General features: G+C 65.3%; 20 protein-coding genes. 10 read left to right on the forward strand and 10 right to left on the reverse strand.

The annotated features are described in order from the left end of the window. Positions 1-635: 635 nt before the first annotated feature. From KM135_RS16145 to KM135_RS16170, 6 genes are all read right to left on the reverse strand, one after another. Positions 636-1,481 (reverse strand): beta-etherase, encoded by an 846-nt coding sequence (locus KM135_RS16145; RefSeq protein WP_221715071.1) that lies wholly within the window; start codon positions 1,479-1,481, stop codon positions 636-638. A gap of 133 nt (positions 1,482-1,614) precedes the next feature. Beyond that, positions 1,615-1,992 carry an STAS/SEC14 domain-containing protein gene (locus KM135_RS16150; protein WP_221715072.1) on the reverse strand — a complete coding sequence of 126 codons (378 nt, stop codon included), beginning with the start codon at positions 1,990-1,992 and terminating at the stop codon, positions 1,615-1,617. Between the two features lie 135 nt (positions 1,993-2,127). After that, entirely contained in the window at positions 2,128-2,499 is a 372-nt protein-coding gene (locus KM135_RS16155) for a hypothetical protein (RefSeq protein WP_221715073.1), read from the reverse strand. Positions 2,500-2,518: 19 nt separating this feature from the next. After that, positions 2,519-3,325, reverse strand: coding sequence for a class I mannose-6-phosphate isomerase (locus tag KM135_RS16160; protein WP_221715074.1), 807 nt, complete (start codon positions 3,323-3,325; stop codon positions 2,519-2,521). Next, positions 3,325-4,989 carry an amidohydrolase gene (locus KM135_RS16165; protein WP_246606228.1) on the reverse strand — a complete coding sequence of 555 codons (1,665 nt, stop codon included), beginning with the start codon at positions 4,987-4,989 and terminating at the stop codon, positions 3,325-3,327. The genes KM135_RS16160 and KM135_RS16165 overlap by 1 nt, the downstream gene beginning before the upstream one ends. After that, positions 4,986-5,855 carry an NAD(P)-dependent oxidoreductase gene (locus tag KM135_RS16170; RefSeq protein WP_221715075.1) on the reverse strand — a complete coding sequence of 290 codons (870 nt, stop codon included), beginning with the start codon at positions 5,853-5,855 and terminating at the stop codon, positions 4,986-4,988. Before KM135_RS16170 ends, KM135_RS16165 begins: the two co-directional genes overlap by 4 nt. 56 nt (positions 5,856-5,911) lie before the next feature. Here KM135_RS16170 and KM135_RS16175 point away from each other — a divergent pair, with 56 nt between their 5' ends. The 5 genes from KM135_RS16175 (at position 5,912) to KM135_RS16195 (ending at position 9,860) form a co-directional block, all read left to right on the forward strand. After that, positions 5,912-7,171: a threonine ammonia-lyase gene (locus tag KM135_RS16175; protein ID WP_221715076.1), complete on the forward strand. Its 1,260-nt coding sequence runs from the start codon at positions 5,912-5,914 to the stop codon at positions 7,169-7,171. A gap of 8 nt (positions 7,172-7,179) precedes the next feature. Next, positions 7,180-7,572 carry a winged helix-turn-helix domain-containing protein gene (locus KM135_RS16180; RefSeq protein WP_221715077.1) on the forward strand — a complete coding sequence of 131 codons (393 nt, stop codon included), beginning with the start codon at positions 7,180-7,182 and terminating at the stop codon, positions 7,570-7,572. Between the two features lie 63 nt (positions 7,573-7,635). Further along, the gene (gene modA, locus KM135_RS16185; protein ID WP_221715078.1) at positions 7,636-8,406 is read left to right on the forward strand and encodes a molybdate ABC transporter substrate-binding protein; all 771 of its coding nucleotides are present in this window, start codon (positions 7,636-7,638) and stop codon (positions 8,404-8,406) included. Between the two features lie 145 nt (positions 8,407-8,551). Further along, positions 8,552-9,244 (forward strand): molybdate ABC transporter permease subunit, encoded by a 693-nt coding sequence (gene modB, locus KM135_RS16190; RefSeq protein ID WP_221715079.1) that lies wholly within the window; start codon positions 8,552-8,554, stop codon positions 9,242-9,244. Then, complete coding sequence (locus KM135_RS16195) at positions 9,234-9,860, forward strand: molybdenum ABC transporter ATP-binding protein (protein ID WP_221715080.1); 627 nt, start codon at positions 9,234-9,236, stop codon at positions 9,858-9,860. Before modB ends, KM135_RS16195 begins: the two co-directional genes overlap by 11 nt. Before the next feature lie 12 nt (positions 9,861-9,872). Here KM135_RS16195 and KM135_RS20175 read toward each other — a convergent pair whose 3' ends face one another. Together KM135_RS20175 and KM135_RS16205 are read right to left on the reverse strand one after the other, a co-directional pair. Then, complete coding sequence (locus KM135_RS20175; protein ID WP_221715081.1) at positions 9,873-10,421, reverse strand: MarR family winged helix-turn-helix transcriptional regulator; 549 nt, start codon at positions 10,419-10,421, stop codon at positions 9,873-9,875. Between the two features lie 139 nt (positions 10,422-10,560). Next, positions 10,561-13,047: a TonB-dependent receptor gene (locus KM135_RS16205; protein ID WP_221715082.1), complete on the reverse strand. Its 2,487-nt coding sequence runs from the start codon at positions 13,045-13,047 to the stop codon at positions 10,561-10,563. A 301-nt stretch (positions 13,048-13,348) separates the two neighbouring features. Between KM135_RS16205 and KM135_RS16210 the strand changes: the two genes are divergently transcribed. The 3 genes from KM135_RS16210 to KM135_RS16220 are packed head-to-tail and all read left to right on the forward strand — an operon-like array spanning position 13,349 to position 15,866. Continuing rightward, the gene (locus KM135_RS16210; RefSeq protein WP_221715198.1) at positions 13,349-14,752 is read left to right on the forward strand and encodes a cytochrome ubiquinol oxidase subunit I; all 1,404 of its coding nucleotides are present in this window, start codon (positions 13,349-13,351) and stop codon (positions 14,750-14,752) included. Further along, positions 14,749-15,747, forward strand: a complete 999-nt coding sequence (gene cydB / locus KM135_RS16215) for a cytochrome d ubiquinol oxidase subunit II (protein WP_221715083.1) — start codon at positions 14,749-14,751, stop codon at positions 15,745-15,747. Before KM135_RS16210 ends, cydB begins: the two co-directional genes overlap by 4 nt. Continuing rightward, entirely contained in the window at positions 15,747-15,866 is a 120-nt protein-coding gene (locus KM135_RS16220) for a DUF2474 family protein (RefSeq protein WP_221715084.1), read from the forward strand. The genes cydB and KM135_RS16220 overlap by 1 nt, the downstream gene beginning before the upstream one ends. Positions 15,867-15,946: 80 nt before the next feature. On the opposite strand, the gene KM135_RS16225 is transcribed toward KM135_RS16220, so the two are convergent. Continuing rightward, positions 15,947-16,447: an IS110 family transposase gene (locus KM135_RS16225; RefSeq protein WP_221715085.1), complete on the reverse strand. Its 501-nt coding sequence runs from the start codon at positions 16,445-16,447 to the stop codon at positions 15,947-15,949. Positions 16,448-16,752: 305 nt separating this feature from the next. On the opposite strand from KM135_RS16225, the gene KM135_RS16230 reads away from it, so the two are divergent. Both KM135_RS16230 and KM135_RS16235 read left to right on the forward strand, forming a co-directional pair. Next, positions 16,753-17,385, forward strand: coding sequence for a DUF1345 domain-containing protein (locus KM135_RS16230; RefSeq protein ID WP_221715086.1), 633 nt, complete (start codon positions 16,753-16,755; stop codon positions 17,383-17,385). Positions 17,386-17,479: 94 nt separating this feature from the next. After that, positions 17,480-18,799: a methyltransferase family protein gene (locus KM135_RS16235; protein ID WP_221715087.1), complete on the forward strand. Its 1,320-nt coding sequence runs from the start codon at positions 17,480-17,482 to the stop codon at positions 18,797-18,799. Between the two features lie 95 nt (positions 18,800-18,894). Here the strand turns inward: KM135_RS16235 and KM135_RS16240 are convergent, their stop codons facing one another. Beyond that, the gene (locus KM135_RS16240) at positions 18,895-20,268 is read right to left on the reverse strand and encodes a glutamate--cysteine ligase (RefSeq protein ID WP_221715088.1); all 1,374 of its coding nucleotides are present in this window, start codon (positions 20,266-20,268) and stop codon (positions 18,895-18,897) included. Between the last annotated feature and the right edge of the window lie 42 nt (positions 20,269-20,310).

The raw sequence follows: 20,310 nt of genomic DNA on the forward strand, positions 1-20,310 counted from the left end.
TTGCGTGATCAAGTCAGTTGAGCTTGTCGGGTGGAATAGAGAGGGTTTCTGATTCTGGCGTTAGCGATAGTGATGATTTTGCGCATGACGGCGGCGAGGGCGAGGCGTTTGGGTTTTCCGGCGTTGAGGAGGTTTTGGTAGAAGCGTCCGAGGGGTTGTCGCGGCGGGCGACGAGGGCTGCGATGCGGGCCTGGCAGGTCTCGGGAGTGAGCTGGCAGCGTGATCGAGACCATATTGGGCAAGCCAGCGAGCGTCGATGGGGTCGGTCTTGGCGCGTTTCCCGCAGGAGCGGATATAGGCTTTCACCTTGGCGGCATCGGCGCGGTGGGCCGCTTTCGCGGGAATGACGAAAAAAGGGCTAGCAAGCGCGGGTAGCCCTGAATCGCTTGGCCCTCCCCGGTGGGAGCGGGGAGGGCCTGAAGCGGGGATCAAAGGGGGATACTGAACCTTCAGCGTGGGAGATCGCTGTCTTCGTATTTCAACGCCGTGGGAGGAGCGTTGAAAATGGGTATAGGCCGCACTTGTCACGAGAGTTTGTCGCCGCGAGCGAAATTTGTCGCAAAGTGTCGCAGGCAGACAAAACCCCTCCCCGTTGCCGGGAAGGGGTGAATGTCGGATGAGGATCGGCCGCTCGATCAGCCCGCCTTGGCGGTTTCGCCCTTGAGTCGTGCGGTTTCGGCCGAGGTGGACTTGGGTCCGGTGTTGCGCGTGGCGAGGCCGCCGACGGCGCCGCCCTTCACGAACGGCTCGGGATCGCCTTCCTTGAGCTGAAGCCCGAAGATCGGCGAGAGGCCGGGGTGACGGCCGAGCCCGCCATAGAGATCGAAGCCGCGATCGATCCAGTCACGCAGCGGATCGTCATCGGTCAGCACCGGCAGGTCGGCGACCGAGGCGGTGAACAGGAACACCGCGAGCAGGCGGAAGTCGGCATAATTGGGCGTGTCGCCGCCGAACCATTTGTTCTCCGCCAGCACGTTGCGCATCAGCTGGAGCGTCGGCGGCACCTTGGGGATGCGGTCCTCGCGGCCGACGATGATGTCCTCGATCTTGCGGCCGAACATGCGCTCGCGCGACGTGGTGACATACTCGTGATCGACTTCCAGCGAACGGTCGCGATACTGCTTGATGAAGCAGGTCATCCACGGGCTGATCGCCGCCCCCCACAGCCAGGCTTCCATGCCCTGGGTCAGCGCCTTGACGCTGGGATGCGGAATGAGAGTCGGGCGATCGGGATAGGTCTCGTCGAGATATTCGGCAATCAGCCAGCTATCGAGTACCCATTTGCCGTCGTCCACGATGGCGGGCAGGCGCTCGGTCACGCCGCCGGTGCGCTCGGGAATGCCGGAGAAGCCTCCGGGGACGATGTCCAGCTCGAAGCCCTTGTGCGCGATCGCATATTTGGTCGCCCAGACGAACGGGCTGATCGTCGCGCCGCTGGCCAGCGCCAGGTCGTAGATCGTGATCTTGTTGTCTTTCGCCATTTTTCGGGACTCTCTCTCCGCCTGAACCGTGCCAGGGGCATAGATGCAGGCGCTGCGCCGCGCCAGTCATTCCGGCGGCACGGCGTGAAAATCGTTGACTTTGTCTAAAGCGCTTATGGCGGGCCCTGTCCCCTCACGCGGACGGGGCGTCGCCTTCGAAGAGCCAGGCCATGGCCGACTCCATATCCTGGAACACCTGAACATTGGGCTGGGGAAGGGCACGCTTGGCCTGCAGCTTGCTGAGCGTCTTTGCAGCAACGATGGCGTATCGGCCCTTATGGTCGGCCATCAGCTTGTCGAACAGGACGGTGAAGGCCGCACCGACCTCCGTCGACTGAATGTCATAGTCGCGGCAGTCGGCAAGGACTCGGTATGTCTTATGGATCGCCCGGATCTCGCGGTGCCGCTTGAGATATTCGGCTTCATAGGCGCGGAACTCGTCTATCGACCAATAACCTTGCTGGACGACGCTCAGCAGCCTGCGTTCGGAGTCAAAGGAGAAGCTGAACATCGTTGCGTCCGTTCGTTTGCGGATCGCTGCGTTCTAGCATCGATCCCGTTTCGTTGCGCTTCAAAAGGCCGTTCCCTCAGCGATGGGCTAATGGGATCGGGGGCCGGCAGCTATCGAGTATCGCGCCGCTTTCGATCATGCCGCTGCCGGCTCATCCAGCCATTGCATGGCCTCGTCCGGATCGGTGAACACGTTCACGATGGCATGCGGCATGGCGCGCTGCGCCTGCATGCGGGCGAGCGCGGACGGAACAACGATGGCGAAGCGGCCCTGATGATAGGTCGAGATGTCGTCGAATATCTCGGTATAGGCCTGACTCACTTCCGCCGACTGGACCGAATAGGCGCGGCAATCGGCGAAGATACGATAGCGCGGATGCTGGCGGCGCAGATCCCGGTCGAGCGTGAGGAAGGCCCCGGTGAAGGCGCGCAGATCGGCCATCGACCAGAAGCCGGTCTTGGTCACGCTCAGCAGCGCGCGCTCGGCGTCGAAGGTCATTTCGTACATGGCGAGCCGATCTCGATCGTTACAGGCTGGCCAGCAGCATGCGCGTCGGCGCCGCGCAATCGAGCGTCGCGCCATTCTCGATCAGCCAGCATTGCCCGGCTTCCCAGCTCTGGCCATCGATCATGCCGTGCCCGGTCAACGGCACGAACCAGCTCTGGCCGGCGCCCCCGATCTGCGTCGCGCCGGTGTCGAGCGTTTCGAGGCCGAGATTGAACGGCGCCTCGCTTGTGTCGAGCAGCGCCGCATCGTCGAGCGCGGCGATGTTGGTTGCCGGGCGCGCATAAGGCTCGGGGATGCTCACCGCGACGCCGTCCTCGAGATGCAGTTCGCGCGGGCGGCCATAATCGTAGAGCCGATAGGTCACATCGACATTCTGCTGGACCTCGACCAGCGTGACCCCCGCGCCGATCGCATGCACCGTGCCCGCCGGAATGTAGAAGAAGTCGCCGGGCGCGACCGGCTTCCAGTCCATCAGCTGCTCGATGCGCCCGTCGAGCGAGGTGTCGCGCAGCTCCTCGCCCGAGAGCGGCCGCAGCGTCCCCATGCCCAGCGTCGCACCCCGCTCGGCATCGAGGATCAGCCAGCACTCGCTCTTGCCGCCTTCGAGGCCCCGGTCGCGGCCTTGCGCGTCATTGGGGTGGACCTGGATGGAGAGGCGCTCGCTCGTGAAGATATATTTGACCAGCAGCGGCGGATGACGCCCGTCCGGCCCGTCGAACCAGACTTCGCCGATCTGGCGGCCCGCGCCGTCCGGGAAGGCGCCGGGCAGGTCATGGCGACCCCAGGGCTTCTCGACATATTTGGTGGCAAGCCGGATGGCTGACATCAATCGCCTTCCTTCAAGATCACGCGCTGCCCGCCGATCCAGACCTCGCGGACTTGCGTCTGCGGGAGATCGGCCGGGCGGGCAAGCTCTATATCCTTGTCGAGAATGAGGAAATCGGCGCGCTGGCCCGGCGCGAGATTGCCGAAGCGCTGCTCGGCGAAGCCCGCATAAGCCGCGCCCCATGTATAGGCGCGCATTGCATCGGCGAGCGTCACGCGCTGCTCGGGCAGCCAGCCGCCGAACGGCTCGTCATGGCTGTCCGTGCGGGTGAGCGCCGACTTGAGGCCGATGAACGGGTCGGCCGGCTCGACCGGCACGTCCGATCCGAAGGTGAGTGGCACCTTGTTGTCGAGCATCGACTTCCACGCATAAGCGCCGCCGAGCCGTGCGGGACCGAGCCGGGCGATCGCCATCTTCCAGTCCGAGCTTTCATGCTGCGGCTGCATCGAGGCGATCGTGCCATTGAGCGCGAAGCGCGGCAGATCGGCGGGGTCGACGATCTGGGCATGCTCGATGCGCCAGCGCCGGTCGCCCTTGTAGGTTGCGGCCAGCTCGTCGATCGCGTCGAGCACTTCGGCATTGCCCTGGTCGCCGATGGCGTGGACGGCGAGCTGGAAGCCGTCCATGGCGGCGCGGCTCATCTGATTGCGCAGCTGTGCGGGCGTCAGGATCGGGATGCCCGCCTGGGTCGGCGCATCGGCATAGGGCGCCTTGAGCCAGGCGCCGCGCGAGCCGAGCGCGCCATCGACCAGCAGCTTGACGCCGCCGAGCCGCAGCTTGTCGTCATAGAGCCAGGGCGTCGGTGCGGACCCGGCGATGAGCGAGGCCTGCTCGGTCCCGGCGGCATAGGCCATGATCCGAATGCGCAGCGCCCCGCGATCTCCCGCGCGGCGGAAGGCCTGCCAGTCCCTGATGTCCATGCCCATGTCGGCAATCGCCGTGACGCCGCGCGCGAGCAGCGCATCCTGCGCCTTGGCGAGCGCGGCGTCATAATCCTTGGGTTGGCGTGCGGGCACGGCCTTTTCGACCAGCGCCATGGCATTGTCGACGAGGATCCCGGTCGGCTTGCCGCCCGCCATCTCGATGCGCCCGCCGGCCGGCGACCTGGTCGTGGCGGTGACCCCGCCCGCCGCGAGCGCGGCATCATTCACCCAGACGGCATGGCCATCGACGCGCGACAGCAGGATCGGCCGGCCGCCGCCGATGCCGGCCAGGTCCGCCGCGGTCGGGAAGCGGCCGAGGCCCCAGACTTCCTGGTTCCAGCCGCTGCCGATGATCCACGGGCGCCCGGGATTTTCGGCGGCGAAGGCGGCAATCTTCGCTTTGGCCTCATCCAGCGATCTAGTCTGGCTCAGATCCAGATTGAGCAGCGAGAAGCCGAGCGAGGTGACATGGCCATGCCCGTCGATCAAGCCGGGAACGAGCGTGCGGCCCTTGCCGTCATAGCGGAAGTCGGGCCGCTCGGGGCGCGGATCGCCGCGGCCGAGACGCTTCTCGATCCTGCCGTCCTTGCCGATGACAAGACCGGTGAAATGGACCAGATCGCCGGTCGCATCGACCGTGAGGCCGTTCACATTGTCGATGAGGCCGCTGGCCGACAGGCTCGCAGGGAGCAGGGCGAGCAAAGGCGCGAGAAGAAACGCCCCCGCCTTGCGAACCATCATGGCTTGCGCAGGCGGCGCACCAGCGCGCTGGTGTCCTGCCGGCCGCCGCCCATCTGGACGACCTCGGCATAATATTGGTCGACCAGCGCGGTCACGGGCAGGGTCGCGCCGAGCGACTTGGCCTCGTCCAGCGCGAGGCCGAGATCCTTGCGCATCCACTCGATGGCGAAGCCGAAATCGAAGCGGTCCTCGCTCATGCTCTTCCAGCGATTGTCCATCTGCCAGCTTTGCGCGGCGCCGCCCGAGATCGCCTCATAGACGCTGTCGAGATCGAGACCCGACGCCTGCGCGAAACGGAGCGCCTCGGATACGCCTTCCAGCACGCCGGCGATGCAGATCTGGTTGCACATCTTGGTCGTCTGGCCGGCGCCGGCCGGGCCGCAATGGACGATGCGCGCGGAATAGGCCTGCATGACGAGTCTGGCGGCCGCCACGGCCGGCTCGGCGCCGCCGCACATGACGGAGAGCTTGCCGTTCTCGGCACCCGCCTGACCGCCGGAAACCGGGGCGTCGACAAAGTGCAGGCCGCGACTGTCCGCCTCCAGCGCGAGCTGGCGTGCGATGCGGGCGGAGACGGTCGTATGGTCGATGAACAGGCCGCCCGAGCGCAGCGTGCGGAAGGCGCCGTCGCGGCCGATGGTGACGGCGGCGACATCGTCGTCCGTGCCGACGCAGCTGATCACGATGTCGGCTTCCTCGGCGGCCTGGGCGGGGCTGACCGCCGCCGCGCCACCATAGCGTTCCACCCAGGCCTGGGTCTTGCCCATGGATCGGTTGAACACGGAGAGCTCGTGACCTGCCCTGGCAAGATGACCTGCCATTGGCGCGCCCATGACCCCCAGCCCCAGAAACGCTATTTTTGCCATATATCGGCCATAGAGCCTGTTTTCAGGAAGCGCTAGATGGGATAGGTGCCCGCGCCATGAACAAGATCGACCAGCTTGAACCGCACACGGCCGGCGCCTCCGCGCTGCCCGTTTCCATTGCCGATGTCCGCGCGGCACGGGAGCGGATTAGCGGCTCGGTGCTGCGCACGCCGACGGTGATCAGCCAGACCTTGTCCCGCCTGACCGGCGCGACCGTCTATCTCAAGTTCGAGAACCACCAGTTCACCGCTGCCTACAAGGAGCGCGGCGCTCTCAACAAGCTGCTGCTGCTGGACGATGCGGCGCGCGCCAAGGGTGTCATCGCCGCCTCGGCCGGCAATCATGCGCAGGGCCTTGCCTATCATGGCGCGAAGCTGGGCGTGCCCGTCACCATCGTCATGCCCAAGACCACGCCGCTGGTGAAGGTGATGCAGACCGAAGGCCATGGCGCCGAGGTCGTGCTGTATGGCGAGACGTTCGACGAGGCGGCCGCCCATGCTCGCGAGCTGGAAGTGGTGCGCGGTCTGACCTTCGTGCATCCGTTCGACGAGCCGGACATCATCGCCGGCCAGGGCACGGTCGCGCTCGAAATGCTTGAGGATGCGCCGGATATCGATACTCTGGTGATTCCGATCGGCGGCGGTGGCTTGTTCTCCGGCATGGGCGTCGCGGCACGCGCGATGAAGCCGGATATCCAGCTCATCGGCGTGCAGGCCGAGCTTTACCCCTCCATGTACGATGTCGTGAAGCAGGCGAGCCTGCCCGTCGGCGGCGATACGCTGGCCGAGGGCATTGCGGTCAAGGAGCCGGGGCTGCTGACCCGCCAGTTCGTCGCGGAGCTGGCCAACGACATCGTGCTCGTCGAGGAGCGCGAGCTGGAAAATGCGGTCAGCCTGCTCCTCCAGATCGAGAAGACGGTCGTCGAGGGGGCCGGCGCAGCGGGTCTCGCCGCGTTGCTGGCGCACAAGCCGATGTTCGCCGGCAAGACGGTCGGCCTCGTGCTCTGCGGCGGCAATATCGACACGCGCCTGCTCGCCAATGTGCTGCTGCGCGATCTTGCCCGCTCGGGCCGGCTGGCGCGTCTCAGCGTCCGCCTGCAGGACCGGCCGGGCGCGCTCTATCATGTCGCGCGCATCTTCGACGAGCAGCAGGTCAACATTCTTGAGCTGCAGCATCAGCGCATCTTCACCAACCTGCCGGCCAAGGGCCTCAGCCTCGAAGTGGAATGCGAGACGCGCGACGAGGAGCATCTGCGCCGTCTCATCGCGGCGCTGCGGCAGGCGGACTATGACGTGACGCCCATCGAGGTTGCGTAAGCGGTCGCATGACCGACACGCCCGCCGCCCCCGCCAATATCAAGCTGAAGATCCAGCTCATGTGCGGCGAGGAAATCGCCATGGGGCCGGGCAAGGCGGACCTGCTCGACGCGATCCACGCGCATGGCTCCATCTCGGGCGCAGGGCGGGCCATGGACATGAGCTATCGGCGCGCCTGGCTGCTGGTCGATGTTATGAACCGCTGCTGGCGGGAGCCGCTGGTAGAGACCTCGCCGGGTAGCTCGCATGGCGGCGGCGCCAGGGTAACGGCGCTCGGCGCGCAGGTGCTGGCGCATTATCGTGCGCTTCAGGCCCGGCTCTCGGGCGCGTCGGATTGCCCGGACGAGACGGCGCTGGCGGCTGCGATGCTGGCGGAACCGCGCAAGAGCCAGAAGGGCTGAGTGCCGCATTGCCCTTGTCGGGCATTGCTATATATTTCTCGCTATAGCATAGGCGGCGACGTCATGCGTAGGATGCTCTGCCAGCTTATCGCTCTCCTGATCGTCAGCCTGCTGGCTACCGTGCCTGCGCAGGCGCAGCAGCGCGGGCCACTCGTGCTGGCTGCAGCCAGCCTGCAGGAAGCGCTGACCGATGCTGCGAAAGTCTGGACGGCGAAGCGCCGGGCCGAACCGGTGCTGTCCTTCGCGGCCTCCTCGGCGCTCGCGCGGCAGATCGAGGCTGGCGCGCCCGCCGATCTCTTCATCTCCGCCGATGAGGGGTGGATGGACTATGTCGCGACCAAGGGCCAGATCCGGCCGGGCACGCGCGCGACCTTCCTCACCAATCGGCTGGTCCTGATCGCGCCGGCCGGCAGCGGGACGAAGCTCGTCATCGGCCGCAATTTTCCGCTGGCCCGCGCGCTCGGGCAGGGTCGTCTGGCGATGGCCGAGCCGGACGCGGTGCCTGCCGGCAAATATGGCAAGGCGTCGCTGAGCGCGCTCGGTGTCTGGCGCGGGGTCGAGGGACGTGTTGCGCGAGCCGAGAATGTGCGCGCGGCGCTGGCGCTGGTCGAGCGGGGCGAGGCGCCGTTCGGCATCGTCTATGCGACGGACGCGCGCGCCTCGGCCAAGGTGCGTATTGTCGGCACGTTCCCGGCCACGAGCCATCCGGCGATCACGTATCCGATCGCGACGCTCAAGGCGTCGGCCAATACGGAAGTCGAAGCTTTCCGCCGCTTCCTTCTGTCACGCGAAGGCAAGGCGCTCTTCGCGCGGCGCGGCTTTGCGGTTCGGTGAGGGGTGTGGAACTGCATAAGCCGCTCCTCTTCAGAGGAGGAGTTGGGGTGGTGCTTGGAACCTCGGCGCTATCACAACACCAGCGATGCTTCGCATCGGCACCACCCCCAACCCCTCCTCTGAAGAGGAGCGGCTAAGAACAGACATGACCCCCGAGCTCTGGTCCATCATCCTTCTGTCGCTTAAAGTGAGCGGCGTCGCCGTACTGCTCACCATGCCGGTGGCGTTCGGCCTTGCCTGGCTGCTCGCGCGTGGGCGTTTTCCGGGGAAAGTGCTGCTCGACGCGCTGGTGCATCTGCCGCTGGTGCTGCCGCCCGTGGTCACCGGCTGGCTGCTGCTGATCGCGTTCGGCAACAATGGCCCGGTCGGCCGCTGGCTGACGGACTGGTTCGGCGTGACGCTGATGTTCCGCTGGACCGGCGCTGCGCTTGCCGCCGCGGTGATGGCGCTGCCGCTCATGGTGCGCGCGATGCGGCTCTCGATCGAGGCCGTCGACCCGAAGCTGGAAGGCGCGGCGCGCACGCTTGGGGCGAGTCCGCTGCGCACCTTCTTCTCGATCACGCTCCCATTGGCCACACCGGGTCTGCTGGCCGGGGCTGTGCTGGGTTTCGCCCGATCGATCGGCGAGTTCGGCGCGACCATCACCTTCGTCTCGAACATTCCGGGCGAGACGCGCACCATCCCCATCGCCATCTACGGCGCGCTGCAGATCCCTGGCAATGACGCCGAAGTGACCAAGCTCGCAATCATCGCGGTCCTGCTTTCGCTCGGCGCCTTGCTCATCTCGGAAATCCTCGCGCGGCGCTCGGGTCTCGGGAGGGGCAGCCATGTCCTTTGATATCCGTGTCGAACGACGGCTGGGCGAAGCGCGGATCGCGCTCGATCTGGCCAGCGACGGCCGCCTCACTGCCCTGTTCGGTCCCTCGGGCGCGGGCAAGAGCTCGGTGCTCAACATGGTCGCGGGATTGCTGCGGCCCGATGCCGGGCGGATCGTCGTCGACGGCGTGACTTTGTTCGACAGCGACACAGGCATCGATCTCCCGCCCGAGCGCCGGCGCCTCGGCTATGTCTTCCAGGATGGCCGCCTCTTCCCGCACAAGCGCGTGCGCGACAATCTGCTCTACGGTTGGCACCTCGCCCGACCCGAAACCCGCTGGATGAGCCTCGACGAAGCGGTCGCGTTCCTCGGCATCGGTCCGCTCCTCGATCGCTGGCCGCGGACGCTGTCGGGCGGCGAGGCGCAGCGCGTCGCGATCGGCCGGGCCTTGCTCGCCGGGCCGCGCTTCCTCCTGATGGACGAGCCTTTGTCCTCGCTCGATGCCGCGCGACGCGAGGACATCATGCAGGTAATCGAGCGCATCCGCGACGAGCTCAGGCTGCCGATCCTTTATGTGAGCCATGATCGCGGAGAGGTCGAACGGCTGGCGACGACCATCGCTAGGCTGGGCACGTAGCAGCCAGCCGTTTTATCGCATCCGATCGAGCTTGTTGAGGATCGCATCCAGCACGTCGATGCAAAGTTCCTGCTGTTCGCGAGGGATCTCGGCCAGCAGCTCGTTGCGCAGCACGTTCGTGATGCCCATGATATCCGTAATGGCGGCGAGGCCGGCAGGCGTGATCTCGTTGACCGTGACGCGCTGATCGGTCTCGCTCTGGTAGCGGCTGATCAGTCCTTCCTGCGCGAGCTGATTGAGCATGGCGACCATCGTCGGGCCCTGGACGCCGATCAGGCGCGCCAGCTCGGTCTGGGGCAATCCCTTGCCGGAAAAGGCGACGAGGAACAAAGTCTCCCAGCGGGCCATGCTCTGGCCGGCCTGCCGCAGATGGTCGTTGGCGATCTTGCGCCATCGCCGCGCCGTGACGATGATCGACCGTGTGAGGCGAAGCGCCCTGAAATCGTCTTCCGCGTCGCCGAACGCCGTCTTGTAGTTCATCAGATGGCGGTCGGCTTCCTCCGAACTATAGCCGCCAAATGGTTCGCGCGCCCGCTTGGGCGACGGCTGGGGACTCCGCACATGTCGCGTCCGTGGTCGTCGTCGGTTCGGGCTGTCGGGCATGAGCGCGTTCCTGGCCTCTGGCAGAGAGGCGGCGCAGACGCGCTCCTCCGGAGAATATGGAAGGTCCCCCGAGATGGGGGACCTTCCCGTTCTAGTTTCAGAAATTGCGCTTCACGGTCAATCCCCATTGGGTCGGCGCGGCGGGATTGCCCTGGGCAAAGCCGATGACGTTGCGCAGGTCCAGCATGCCGTGGAAATAATATTTGTTGGTGAGATTGGTGCCGTAGACCGCGACGGACCAGCTCTTGTCGGACGATTGCCAGCCGAGCCGCGCGTCAAGGACGCCGTAGGCCTTCTGGATGAAGTCGCCGACATAGTGGACGCTCGATTGTCCGCGGAAGTCGAGGCGCGGGGTGAGCGTGCCCGCGCTTCCCAGATCGATCATATATTGCGCCCCGATCGAATAATTGAACTTGGGCACATAAGGGGGATAGACCGGGTTGCCATTGGCATCGCGCGTGGCGAGGAAGCCGGTGGCCGATCCTAGGTCGGTGATGAGATAGTCGGTATAGCCGATACTGCCCTGAATCTGCAGCTCGGGCGTCGGCCGCGCCTGCACCTCCGCTTCGAAGCCCCAGATCCGCGATCCGCCGATGTTCACGAAGGTGAACCAGGGCGATCCGGCTCCGGGCGTTCCGGCCGGCTGGATCGTATTGTAGCCCTGCTGCTGCCCGGTATAGTCGCTGTAGAAGAAGGAGCCGTTCAGCGTCAGCCGGCGATTGAACCACTGGGTCTTGGCGCCCAGCTCGTAGCTCTTGAGATCCTCCGGGCCGAACGACCGCACCTGCCAGGCATTGGACGGGCGCGGGGCATAGCCGCCGCCGCGGAAACCGGTCGAGAACTGCGCATAGACCAGAGCGTCCGGATTGATCTGGTAGGAGAGCGAGAGCTTGGGTGACCAGCGCGCCGTGCGTACGGGCTGCGGCGACGCATTGTCGATCAGCACGAGGCCGTCGAGCGGCGGGGCGTTGCAGCAGGCGACCTGGTGCAGGACCGCGTCGCGCGCGTCGTGGGTGTAGCGCAAACCGGCGATCAGGCTGAGCTTCTCGCTGAGCTTGTAGATGCCGTGGACGAAGAAGGCATAGTCCTCCGTCTGCACGCGCTGACGGAAGGTCGAGGCGATCGGCGCGGGGAAAAAGGGCAGGAGAACGGTCGTCTGATGGTCGCGATCGACCGCCTTGTAATAATAGCCGCCGGCCGCCCATTCCAGTGCGCCGTCGAGCAGCGCGCCGGTGAAATTCAACTCCTGGCTGAACTGGTCGTGCGTGGTGATGTTGTAGGTGCGGTTGAAGGCCAGCGGCGTGCCGTCGGAGTTTCGTCCGAACTCGTTGATGAACCGGCGATAGGCGGTGACGGACTTGATGTGGACCCCGGGCAGATCATAATTGATGGTGCCCGATACGCCCCAATGCTCGACATTGTTGACGTTGGGGTAGCTCAGCCCGGTCAGACTGTCGCTATAAGTGTTGTAGTTGGAAAATTTGCCGCTGGTGAGGAAGGCGTCGCTTATGCCGACGCCATAGACCGGAATGCCGACGAGAAAATTCCAGGCATCGACCAGGCCGTTGGTCCCGGTCGTGCTGCTCGGATCGGAATTGATGGAGAGGAACTTGCTGACAGGTGCTTCGTCCTCGTTGCGCGTATAGTCGCCGATCAGATCGACGACGAAATTCGGCGCCGCCGCCCAGCGCAGCGCGAGACGGGCGGCTTTCGAGTCCGTGCCGCCTTCATGACCCACGACACAGCTGCGCCCGCCGCCAGCCGCCACCTGGGACGGGATCGCGATGGAAGGCAGGGTGGCCACGGTGTTGCCCGGTACGATCCCGGTGCCGCCTGGGATCGTCGTTCCGGTCGCGCAGCCATAATCGAGAATGTCGCCATAGCCTCTCTGGTTCTTGGTGACGAAGGAGGCGCGCAGCATCAATGTGTCCGGTACGATAGCGAGATCGAAGCCGCCGCGTGCCCTGAACAGGCCGTAGCTGCCTGTCCCGAGTTCGAGATAGCCCGTCCCGTCGCCGGTGGGCTGCTTGCCGACGATCTTGACCGCGCCGCCAATGGCATTCTTGCCGAACAGCGCACCCTGGGGGCCGCGCAGGATCTCGACATGATCGACATCAATCAGGTCCAGGATCGCGCCTTGCGGGCGGCCATTATAGACGTCGTCGATGTAGATCGGCACGCCCGGTTCGAACGACAGCGAATTGTCGTTGAGGCCCACGCCGCGGATGAAGATGGCGAGCGACGAGCCCCATCCGGCGCCGAGGGGCTGGATGTTGACATTGGGTACGCCCGCGCTGAGCTGCGAGACGCTGTTGATGCTGCGCTGCTCCAAACTCGTGCTTGAAATGGCGGTGATCGACAAAGGCGTGTCCTGCAGCTTTTCGCGGCGGAACTGCGCGGTGACGACGATCTCCTCGGTCTCTGCCGGCGCATTGGCCGCTTCGGCTGCCTGATCCTCTTCCTCTGCCGCCCGTGCGCCGGAGCCGGCGGCCAGCGCCAGCGTTGACGCCAAGGCCAGCACGAGTGCGCGCCGCGTCCCTTTGCCCAGCAGCGCGGGAAGTGTCTCGATGATGTCGGTTTGCATGTGTCCCCTCTCTCTTTTTGGTTCGACGATCGCTCGGGCCTTTCTCTTGGTCCGTGTGCGATTCGTCGATTTATGTAGATTACTACTTAAAAAGATAGGAACCTACATAAATTATTCCGCGAGGAGGCTTGGATTGCGTTTCGTGCAATCGTCCCGGACCAGATTGAGCTAGGCCGGCTCTTCCCACCGCAAGCCATTTGTGCCACTGCGCGCGTCAAGAACGGACCATCCGGCAACGGACCATCTGGCCGCAGACGACCACCTGGCCCGCTTCCGGCAGGAGGCAGGCTGCATGTCGTCCATGGACAATGAACTCGCGCTCATTCTCGCGCGTGTGCAATTCGCGTTTACGGTCAGCTTCCACTTCCTCTTCCCGGCCTTCACCATCGGTCTGGCGAGCTTCCTCGCCGTGCTGGAGGGGCTGTGGCTGGCGACGGGCAAGAGCGTCTATGCCAATGTCTTCCGCTACTGGCTGAAGATCTTCGCGATCGTCTTCGCCATGGGCGTCGTCTCGGGCATCGTCATGTCCTATCAGTTCGGCACCAACTGGTCGGTCTTCTCGGACAAGGCGGGGCCGGTGATCGGGCCGCTCATGGCCTATGAAGTGCTCACCGCCTTCTTCCTCGAGGCCGGCTTTCTCGGCGTCATGCTGTTTGGCATGAACAAGGTGGGGAAGGGGCTGCACTTCACGGCGACCTGCGCGGTGGCGGTCGGCACTTTCATCTCGGCCTTCTGGATCCTCTCGGTGAACAGCTGGATGCAGACGCCTACCGGCTACGAGATCAACGCCGCCGGCCAGTTCGTGCCGGGGCCGAGCTGGGCCGCGATCATCTTCAACCCCAGCTTCCCCTATCGGCTCGTCCACACCACCATCGCCGCCTATCTGACCACGGCCTTCGCGGTGGGCGCGGTCGGCGCCTGGCATCTGCTGAAGGATCGCGACAATCCCGGCGCGCGGGTCATGTTCTCGATGGCGATGTGGATGGCGGCGATCGTCGCGCCGATCCAGATTTTCGTCGGCGACCTGCATGGCCTCAACACGCTGGAACATCAGCCGGTCAAGATCATGGCGATGGAAGGCCATTATGAGAGCCATCCGGATGGTGCGCCGCTCATCCTGTTCGGTATTCCCAACAGCGCGGAGAAGCGCGTCGATTTCGCCGTGGAAATCCCCAAGCTCAGCTCGCTGATCCTGAAGCATGATCTGAATGCGCCGCTGGCCGGGCTGGATAGCGTGCCGGACGAAGACGAGCCGCCGGTCGGCATCGTCTTCTGGTCGTTCCGCATCATGGTCGGGCTGGGCATGGCGATGGCGGGGCTGGGTCTCTGGAGCCTGATCGCACGCGCCTCGAAGAAGCTCTACGACTGGACCTGGATGCACCGCGCCGCCGTGTTGCTCGGCCCGTCCGGCTTCATCGCGGTGATCGCCGGCTGGGTGACGACGGAGGTCGGGCGGCAACCCTTCACCGTCTATGGCCTGCTGCGCACGGCGGACAGCGCCTCGCCGCTGGATGCGCCGGCCGTCGCGGTCTCGCTGGCGGCTTTCGTCATCACCTATTTCGCGGTGTTCGGCGCCGGCGTCTGGTATATTTTCCACCTCGCCAAGAAACCGCCGGAAGCGCACGAGGCGGGCCTCGACGGCAAGCCGATTCGCTCGGCCGGCATCACGCCCGCGCCCGCGGTGATCGAAGGAGAGCCGTCATGATCGACCTCACCGTCATCTGGGCCGGCATCATCGGTTTCGCGGTCGTCGCCTATGTCATCATGGACGGGTTCGATCTCGGCATCGGCATCCTCTTCCCGCGCTTCAAGGTCGGGCCGGAGCGTGACACGGCGATGAACAGCATCGCGCCGGTCTGGGACGGCAACGAGACCTGGCTGGTGCTGGGCGGCGGCGGGCTGATGGCGGCTTTCCCGATGGCCTATGCGATCGTGTTGCCTGCGCTCTATGCGCCGCTCATCGCCATGCTGCTGGGGCTGGTCCTGCGCGGCGTCGCCTTCGAATTCCGCTGGCGAGATCCGGCGCACCGGCCGATCTGGGATATGGCGTTCACCGTCGGTTCCACCGTCGCGACCTTCGCGCAGGGCGTGACATTGGGCGCGCTGCTCCAGGGCATCACCGTCGAGGGCCGGGCCTACGCCGGCGGCTGGTGGGAGTGGCTGACGCCCTTCTCCTGCCTCACCGGCTTCGGCCTCGTCATCGGTTATGCGCTGCTCGGCGCCGGCTGGCTCATCTGGAAGACGGAAGGGCCGTTGCAGGATCAGGCCTATCGCTTCGCCTCGCGGCTCGGCATCGCCCTGTTGATCGTCATCGCTCTGGTGAGCCTCGCGACCCTGCGGCTCGAAGCGCAATATTATCAGCGCTGGCTGAGCTGGCCCGGCATCCTCGCGACCTCGCAAGTGCCGCTGGCGAGCCTCATCGTCACCGTGCTCTTCTTTCGCAGCGTGAAGCGCCGTCAGGAAGCCGCGCCCTTCTTCTACGTGCTGGGGTTGTTCGGCCTCTGCATCGTCGGCCTCGGCGTCTCGATCTGGCCCGACGTGATCCCGGCCCGCGTCACCATCTGGGCCGCGGCAGCGCCCGAGCGCAGCCAGGTCTTCATGCTGATCGGCGCGGGCATCCTCGTGCCCGTGATCCTCGCTTACACCGGCTGGGCCTATTGGGTCTTTCGCGGCAAGGTCGGCACGGACGGTTATCACTGATGACCGCGAGAACCGGCGAGCGCCTGCGCAAGATCGGCTGGTTCGTCGCGATCTACGCCGGGAGCATCCTCGCGCTCGGCAGCGTCTCGCTGCTCATCCGCTGGTGGCTGAAGGGGTAGGCGCGGTTGCAACCTGTATATTGCGTGATCAAGTCAGTTGAGCTTGTCGGGTGGAATAGAGAGGGTTTCTGATTCTGGCGTTAGCGATAGTGATGATTTTGCGCATGACGGCGGCGAGGGCGAGGCGTTTGGGTTTTCCGGCGTTGAGGAGGTTTTGGTAGAAGCGTCCGAGGGGTTGTCGCGGCGGGCGACGAGGGCTGCGATGCGGGCCTGGCAGGTCTCGGGAGTGAGCTGGCAGCGTGATCGAGACCATATTGGGCAAGCCAGCGAGCGTCGATGGGGTCGGTCTTGGCGCGTTTCCCGCAGGAGCGGATATAGGCTTTCACCTTGGCGGCATCGGCGCGGTGGGCCGGGATGGCCAATGCATGGAGGATGGCAAGGAGCCCATCCTCGTGGCCACCGGTGGCTTCGCAAAGGGCGAGATCGCGGTCGGCGAACGGGGCGAGCGCCTCGATCAGCGTGTCGCGTTGATTGGTGATGGTGAGGGTTTGGCGGGTCAGGCTGTCGTACAGGGTGACGCTGTCCTGGGAGACATCGAGACCGAGCGTGGTGTGGATTTTGGCGGAGGGTTTTGTCATCATGGGGTCCCATGCTTCGAATTGTCTGCGGGGCGTACCGAGAGGCGGCCCATTCAAGTCAGCAAGCGATGCGAAGCTGGGGCGACAAGGTCCCTGGATGGCGTCGCTCGCGCGACCTGTTCCCCCACGGGCGCCTTGCCGCCCCGAGCATGATAAACCACAGTCCCCAGCGACAATTCCCGCAAACGCGGGAATCCAGCAACAACGGCGCGAGCAAGTGGAACGCTCCGAACTGGTTTCCCCCGTGCGCGGGAATGATGAGCTGAGGGCCTCTTGCCTTCCCTCGTTCCGAGGCGGAAAGATGCGCCATGGCGACGTCCTCCAGCAGTAGCATCCTGCCCTGGCGCTACGGGCTGTTCCTGCTCGTCTTCGCCAGTGCCGTGCCATTTTCCTTCGCCTTCGATCCGGTCGTCGGTATCATGGCGGGGTTCGATCTCGGCGTGCTGGCGCTGCTGGCGAGCCTGCCGCCTCTGCTCTCGCACGGCGCGGACCAGATGCGCGAGCATGCCCGTCAGAACGACGCCAATCGCACGCTGATCCTCGCGCTCACCGGCATCGTGATGCTGGTCATCCTCGTCGTCATCGCCGGCGAGCTGAGCTATGGGCGCGGCCCGACGCGGTGGGCACTCGCGCTCATCATCGCGACATTGATGCTCGCCTGGCTGTTCTCGAACATCGTCTATATGTTCCACTACGCCTTCCTGTTCTACCGCGGCGGCGCACACGGAGGGGATCGTGGCGGCCTCGGCTTTCCCGCGCGGAAGGAGCCGGACTACTGGGATTTCGCCTATCTCGCGTTCACGCTCGGCATGACCTTCCAGACCAGCGACGTGGAAATCACCGATCCGCAGATCCGCAAGGTGGCGCTGTTCCACAGCCTGGCCGCGTTCGTCTTCAACCTCGGCATCGTGGCCTTCACGATCAACATATTGGGTGGTTGAGCTACCTTGGTAAGCGCCTCCTCTGAAGAGGAGGGGCTAAGGAAGAGGGCGGCTTTCACCGCTTCCTTACCATTCCTCTTTACGACGCGCCTGCATGAGCAACGAGACGAACGCGCCCGACGTCTGCCCCCGCTCGGCGGTGAGCCATGGCGTCGGCCTGGTGGGTCTGGCCGGCCTCGCGATCTGGATCGCGCTTGCGCGGCACTATCAGATGGACGGGCCGCATGCCGGACTCGCCGCGGTGTTCGCCTGCGGCATTCCGATGGTCCTCTGGTCGATCTTCGTCGACAAGGTGCATCGCGGCGCCGAGACCGGCCTCGACTGGTCGAACCCGCGCCCGCTCGCCGAGATCCGTGACACCAGCATCGTCAAGCTCACTGGCCTCTGGATCACCTGGGGCATCATCGCCCTCTTCTACATGACCGGCGCGTGGTACATGCAGGGCGACTATCGCTACGCCGTCTCGGTGATGGCGCATGCCGCTCCGTTGCTCGTGCTGCTCTCCATTCCTTATGTGCTCTGGATCGACCGTCACCTGATCGAGCCGCGCGACGGTGCCTTTGCCTTCGGCCAGTGGCTGATCGGCGGAGCGGTTGGCCGTCCGGCGCCCGGCATGGTCGCGGCTCATCTGCGCGCCTGGGCGGTGAAGGCCTTCTTCCTCGCTTTCATGCTCTCCATCGTCCCAGGCAATTTCCGCGGCACGATCGACTGGTATGCAGATGACCTGTGGACCAATCCGGTCAGCCTCGCGGGATTCCTCATCTCGCTGATGTTCACCGTCGATGTGGCCTTCGCGACGGTCGGCTATGTGCTGACGATGCGCCCGCTCGGCGCGCAGATCCGCAGCGCCAATCCCTTCCTCGCCGGCTGGCTGGCCGCGCTCATCTGCTATCCGCCCTTCGTCCTGATGGGCCCGGGCGGACCGCTCTTCTACGAGGCGGACACGCGCAGCTGGGACTATTGGCTCGCGGGCCATCCCGCCGCGCTCTGGGTCTGGGGCGCGATGCTGGTGCTGCTCACCGGCATCTATGCCTGGGCGACCGTCGCCTTCGGCCTGCGCTTCTCGAACCTCACCCATCGCGGCGTCCTGACGCACGGCCCATACCGCCTTTGCAAGCACCCCGCCTATCTGGCCAAGAATGCCTTTTGGTGGCTCTCGACCCTGCCGTTCCTGGTGACGAGCGGCAGCATCGAGGCGGGCCTGCGCAACGGCCTGCTGCTGGCGATCGTCAGCGGCGTCTATTATTGGCGCGCGCTGACCGAGGAAGCGCATCTGGGCGAAGATCCGGTCTATCGCGACTATGCCGCCTGGATGGAGCGCAATGCCCGGATCACGCGGACCCTAGCCCTGCTCACCGGCCGCCGCGCGCCGTCTGTCGGGGGAGGCACGCCGCCGATGGAACCGGCGGAGTAATGCTTGTCTGTGCTCCTGCGAAAGCAGGAGCCTAGGGCGCAGCCGACGACCGTAGCCGCCCTGGGCTCCTGCTTCCGCAGGAGCACGGCTAGGGCCTAGAAACTCTCTTCCGCGTAGATCCGGCTGATATCGCCGCCCCACTCGCCGTTATAGCGGGCAAGCAACCGCTCGGAATGCGTCCATCCGCTGGAGACCACTTCGTCGAGCGTGCCGAGATAGCCCGTCTCATTATCGCCGATGCTGTTGAGCCGTGCCCGCGCGACAAGACCGGAGCGCGAAATGTCGAGCACGCGCCCGGCGATATCGCGCAGCGTCCCGCCGCCGCCGATCGGCGTGTCGAGCGCAAGCCGTGGCACTTCCGAGCGCAAGGTCTCGCGCTCTTCCATCGTCCAGTCCTTGACCACGTCCCAGGCCGCATCGAGCGCGCCGTCATCGTACAGCAGGCCGACCCAGAAGGCAGGCAGCGCGCAGATGCGGTTCCACGGCCCCCCATCGGCGCCGCGCATTTCGAGGAAGCTCTTCATCCGCACTTCGGGGAAAGCGGTCGAGAGATGGTCCGCCCAGTCGCTCATCGTCGGCTTCTCGCCAGGCAGGATCGACAGCTTGCCGGCCAGGAAGTCGCGGAAATTAAGGCCCGAGGCATCGAGATACTTGCCGTCGCGGAACACGAAATACATCGGCACGTCGAGCGCATAATCGGCATAGCGCTCATAGCCGAAGCCGTCCTCGAAGACGAAGGGCAGCATGCCGGTGCGGTGCGGATCGGTGTCCGACCAGATATGGCTGCGATAGGAGAGATAGCCGTTGGGCTTGCTCTCGGTGAACGGCGAGTTGGCGAACAGGGCCGTCGCCAGCGGCTGCAACGCCAGCGAAACGCGGAACATCTTCGCCATGCGCGCTTCGCTCGAATAATCGAGATTCACCTGGATGGTGCAGGTGCGCAGCATCATGTCGAGGCCCATGGTCCCGACCCGCGGCATGTGGCGCAGCATGATCGCGTAGCGCCCCTTGGGCATGATCGGCAGCTCGGCGCGGGTCTTGTCCGGCCACATGCCGAGGCCGAGGAAACCGAGGCCGAGTTGGTCGCCGACCGCCTTCACTTGGCTTAGATGGCGGCCGGTCTCGGCGCAGGTCTCGTGTAGATTGTCGAGCGGCGCACCGCTCAGCTCCAGCTGGCCGGCGGGCTCGAGGCTGACCGTGCCGTCCGCGCCGGCTAGCGCAATAATCTTGCCGCCCTCCTCGACCGGCTTCCAGCCATAGGCTTGCAAGCCCTTCAGCAGATCGAGAATGCCGCCCGGCTCCTCATAGGAGGGCGCGCGATGATCGGCGAGGCGATAGACGAACTTCTCGTGCTCAGTGCCGATCTTCCAGCGATCGGCGGGCTTCTCGCCCTCTTCGAACAGGCTGATCAGCTGCTCGCGAGTCTCGATGATCGGGTCCTCGCCAGCTGATTCCGTGCGTGTGCTCATACCCGTTCTTTTCCCTCACCACTCGCGGCGCCCATAAGGGGT

The organism is Sphingobium xanthum (genome assembly GCF_019737615.1).
Lineage (GTDB): Bacteria > Pseudomonadota > Alphaproteobacteria > Sphingomonadales > Sphingomonadaceae > Sphingobium > Sphingobium xanthum.

Excerpts from the sequence above, each read along its gene's own strand:
- KM135_RS16220 (WP_221715084.1), top strand. The coding sequence starts at position 15,747 with ATGACCGCGAGAACCGGCGAGCGCCTGCGCAAGATCGGCTGGTTCGTC.
- KM135_RS16150 (WP_221715072.1), bottom strand. The coding sequence starts at position 1,992 with ATGTTCAGCTTCTCCTTTGACTCCGAACGCAGGCTGCTGAGCGTCGTC.
- KM135_RS16205 (WP_221715082.1), bottom strand. The coding sequence starts at position 13,047 with ATGCAAACCGACATCATCGAGACACTTCCCGCGCTGCTGGGCAAAGGG.
- KM135_RS16145 (WP_221715071.1), bottom strand. The coding sequence starts at position 1,481 with ATGGCGAAAGACAACAAGATCACGATCTACGACCTGGCGCTGGCCAGC.
- KM135_RS16235 (WP_221715087.1), top strand. The coding sequence starts at position 17,480 with ATGAGCAACGAGACGAACGCGCCCGACGTCTGCCCCCGCTCGGCGGTG.
- modA (WP_221715078.1), top strand. The coding sequence starts at position 7,636 with ATGCGTAGGATGCTCTGCCAGCTTATCGCTCTCCTGATCGTCAGCCTG.
- KM135_RS16170 (WP_221715075.1), bottom strand. The coding sequence starts at position 5,855 with ATGGCAAAAATAGCGTTTCTGGGGCTGGGGGTCATGGGCGCGCCAATG.
- cydB (WP_221715083.1), top strand. The coding sequence starts at position 14,749 with ATGATCGACCTCACCGTCATCTGGGCCGGCATCATCGGTTTCGCGGTC.
- KM135_RS16240 (WP_221715088.1), bottom strand. The coding sequence starts at position 20,268 with ATGAGCACACGCACGGAATCAGCTGGCGAGGACCCGATCATCGAGACT.
- KM135_RS16155 (WP_221715073.1), bottom strand. The coding sequence starts at position 2,499 with ATGTACGAAATGACCTTCGACGCCGAGCGCGCGCTGCTGAGCGTGACC.
- KM135_RS16175 (WP_221715076.1), top strand. The coding sequence starts at position 5,912 with ATGAACAAGATCGACCAGCTTGAACCGCACACGGCCGGCGCCTCCGCG.
- modB (WP_221715079.1), top strand. The coding sequence starts at position 8,552 with ATGACCCCCGAGCTCTGGTCCATCATCCTTCTGTCGCTTAAAGTGAGC.
- KM135_RS16165 (WP_246606228.1), bottom strand. The coding sequence starts at position 4,989 with ATGATGGTTCGCAAGGCGGGGGCGTTTCTTCTCGCGCCTTTGCTCGCC.
- KM135_RS16180 (WP_221715077.1), top strand. The coding sequence starts at position 7,180 with ATGACCGACACGCCCGCCGCCCCCGCCAATATCAAGCTGAAGATCCAG.
- KM135_RS16225 (WP_221715085.1), bottom strand. The coding sequence starts at position 16,447 with ATGATGACAAAACCCTCCGCCAAAATCCACACCACGCTCGGTCTCGAT.
- KM135_RS16195 (WP_221715080.1), top strand. The coding sequence starts at position 9,234 with ATGTCCTTTGATATCCGTGTCGAACGACGGCTGGGCGAAGCGCGGATC.
- KM135_RS16160 (WP_221715074.1), bottom strand. The coding sequence starts at position 3,325 with ATGTCAGCCATCCGGCTTGCCACCAAATATGTCGAGAAGCCCTGGGGT.
- KM135_RS16210 (WP_221715198.1), top strand. The coding sequence starts at position 13,349 with ATGGACAATGAACTCGCGCTCATTCTCGCGCGTGTGCAATTCGCGTTT.
- KM135_RS16230 (WP_221715086.1), top strand. The coding sequence starts at position 16,753 with ATGGCGACGTCCTCCAGCAGTAGCATCCTGCCCTGGCGCTACGGGCTG.